Origin of the sequence: Nitrosospira sp. Nsp2 (genome assembly GCF_003050965.1) — a bacterium.
Classification (GTDB): domain Bacteria; phylum Pseudomonadota; class Gammaproteobacteria; order Burkholderiales; family Nitrosomonadaceae; genus Nitrosospira.
The window spans coordinates 1-2,993 of sequence record NZ_QAOU01000013.1; the positions used below are offsets into that span (position 1 = coordinate 1).

1 protein-coding gene is annotated in these 2,993 nt (G+C 54.6%); it reads left to right on the forward strand.

What is annotated here, in order from left to right; all coding sequences use genetic code 11:
- Positions 1-2,993 (forward strand): condensation domain-containing protein (locus C8R31_RS15670; RefSeq protein ID WP_258192744.1); only part of this gene is annotated, 2,993 nt, incomplete at both ends.

Consider the following 2,993-nt stretch of genomic DNA (forward strand, 5'->3'; position numbering starts at 1 on the left):
CAAGTGCTGGGCATCGGGCAGGTGGGGCGAAACGCCAACTTCTTTGAACTGGGCGGCGATTCCATTCTCAGCCTTCAGATTGTGACTAAGGCGCGCCGGGCAGGCTGGAAAATAACGCCCCGTCAATTGTTCGAACGTCAAACTGTTGCGGCGCTGGCCTCCGTGGCTACTTCTACACAGGAAGCGACCGAATCAATAAGCAATAACCTTCCGGCTGCCGTCGATGCCAGCGGGCTGGTGCCGCTGCTTCCCATTCAAGCCGATTACTTTGAGCAGGAGATCCCCGCGCGACATCATTGGAACCAGGCTGTTCTGTTTAAAAGCACGCAGGGCCTGGAGATGCGGCATCTCGCTCAAGCGTTGGAAGCCGTGATGAATCATCACGAGGCGCTCCGTTTCCGCTATAGAAGGCAAGCCGCCGGCGATTGGCAGCAGACGCCCGCTGAACCGGCTGCCCACCGTGGGGAGGAATTGCTATGGCGACGCCACGCTGCCAACGCCGAACAGTTCGAGGCGCTGTGCAACGAGGCGCAACGCAGTTTGAATCTGACCGAAGGACCGCTGATGCGCGCCTTGGTCATCGACATGGTTAACGGTGACCAGCGTTTGCTATTGGTTATTCATCACTTGGTAATAGACGGGGTTTCGTGGCGCATTCTTCTCGAAGACTTAGAGGCCGCCTATAGCAAGGCTCGGGATAGCGATAAAATTGAGCTTTCCGGCAAAACGACGAGATATCAGAGCTGGGGCCGGCGATTGGAGAATTATGTACTCGAAAACTCTGACGAGCTGAGTTACTGGCAACGGTTGGTAAATGTGCCTGTTTCCCTTCCCAGGGACAACCCCACCGGGGCAAACACAGTTCGTCAACACAGCAGCGTCGGCATTAAACTCGACCGGGTACAAACGCAGGCATTGCTCAAGCAGGCACCCGCAGCCTACCGCACACAGGTGAATGATCTCCTCCTTACCGCGCTGGGAAGCGCCTTATGCCAGTGGAGCGGGCATGACAAGCTTCTGATCGATCTGGAGGGGCATGGTCGGGAGGATCTCTACGCAGATATTGATCTTTCCCAAACCGTCGGGTGGTTCACCATCCTTTACCCGGTGGTGCTTGATCCAGCCGGGGACCTGGATCAGAGAATCAAGCGTATCAAGGAGAATATCCGAAAAATACCGAATAAAGGACTGGGTTACGGATTATTTAGACGTCATGGAACGTCCGAACAGCGGCAGGCGCTGGCCTGCCTGCCGAGGGCTGAGGTGGTATTCAACTATCTGGGGCAATTCGATTCCAGTTTCGATGAGAAGAGTTTATGGACGCTGGCGTCCGAGCCCATCGGGGATTTAATGGATGGCGCTGCGTCGCTCAGTCACGATCTCTCTATAAATGGCCACGTTCATGATGGGGAACTAAGCCTTGAAGTCAGTTACAGCAAGGCTCGCTATTCTCAAAGCACCATCGAGGCTTTTGTAAAAAGCTACCAGCTTGAGCTCGAAGGGCTGATCTCGCATTGCACCAGCGGTGCATACGGGTTTACTCCGTCAGATTTTCCGTTAACACAGCTTACACAGCATGAGTTGGACGACTTGCCAATACCGGCGGCGCGGCTTGAGGATCTTTATCCGCTCTCGCCAATGCAATCGGGAATGTTGTTCCATAGCGTATTTGATACCGCAGCTGACGTCTACGTCAACCAGCTGAGAGTGGATATTGAGGCATTGGACGTGACACGCTTCAAAGCCGCGTGGCGGGCTGCAGTGGACAGACATGAAATATTACGCACAGGTTTTTTGCACGAAGGTAAAACTGCTCTGCAGTGGGTGGCAAAAGTCGCTGAACTGCCGGTAGTGGAATACGATTGGCGGGATCGCGCAGGACATGCCCCTGAAAATAAGGAGCGCGATCTTGAGATTCTGGCTGAGGCGGAACATGCTTTCGGTTTCGATCTAGCAACTCCCCCGCTTATGCGAGTGGCATTGGTACGCGTCGCGGACAACAGGCATCACTTCATCTGGACGATTCATCATCTGCTGCTGGACGGCTGGAGTACTTCCCGGCTGATGGGTGAGGTGTTGGGCCAGTATTGCGACAGTGAGTTGGTGTTCTCCCAAGTAGGCCAAGGCCGCTATCGGACCTTCATTGAATGGTTGCAGAATCGCGATGCGAATGCATCTGAACGATACTGGAGAGAGCAATTACACAATATAGGAGAGCCTACTCGTCTGGCCGATTTTTGCTCCATTGCAGAAAAGGATGCGGGTTACGGAGAACATATCAGCGAACTTGACAGCGTTTTTACTGAAGGCTTAGTTCAGTTCGCAAAGCGCGAACGCATCACGCTCAACACCCTCTTGCAGGCCGCGTGGGCGCTTCTGCTAAATCGCTATACCGGACAGCAAACAATCGGGTTTGGGGCGACCGTTGCAGGCAGGCCAGCGGACTTGCCAGGAGCGGAGCGGCTGCTGGGCTTGTTCATTAATACCCTGCCCGTGATCGTAACTCTCCGGCCGGAGCAGGAAACCGGTGCGTGGCTGCGCGATTTGCAGGCGCAGAACATCGCCTCCCGCGAGCATGAACATACGCCATTGTATGATATTCAGCGATGGGGAGGTCACAGCGGAAGCGGATTGTTCGACAGTATTCTGGTGTTTGAGAACTACCCGATGGACGAGACGCTGCAGCAGTCAATGGCTCGCGGACTCGTTTTCTCCGAAGTGCAAAGCCGCGAGGTTACCAATTATCCGATAACTGTGTCGATCGTCCAGGCGAACACGCTGTGTCTACACTACAGTTACGCTCGTGAACATTTTTCCAGCAATGCCGTCAGTTGCATTGGGGCGCAGGTTAACAGACTACTGCACGAGATTGCGCGGAGTTCAATTCGTCCACTGGCTGACATCGATATTCTGACCGAAGGCGAGCAGGCGCAGCTCAGGGCCTGGGGCGTGAACGAGCAGCGTTATGTGAATAGCGAGCCTGTTCATTGCCT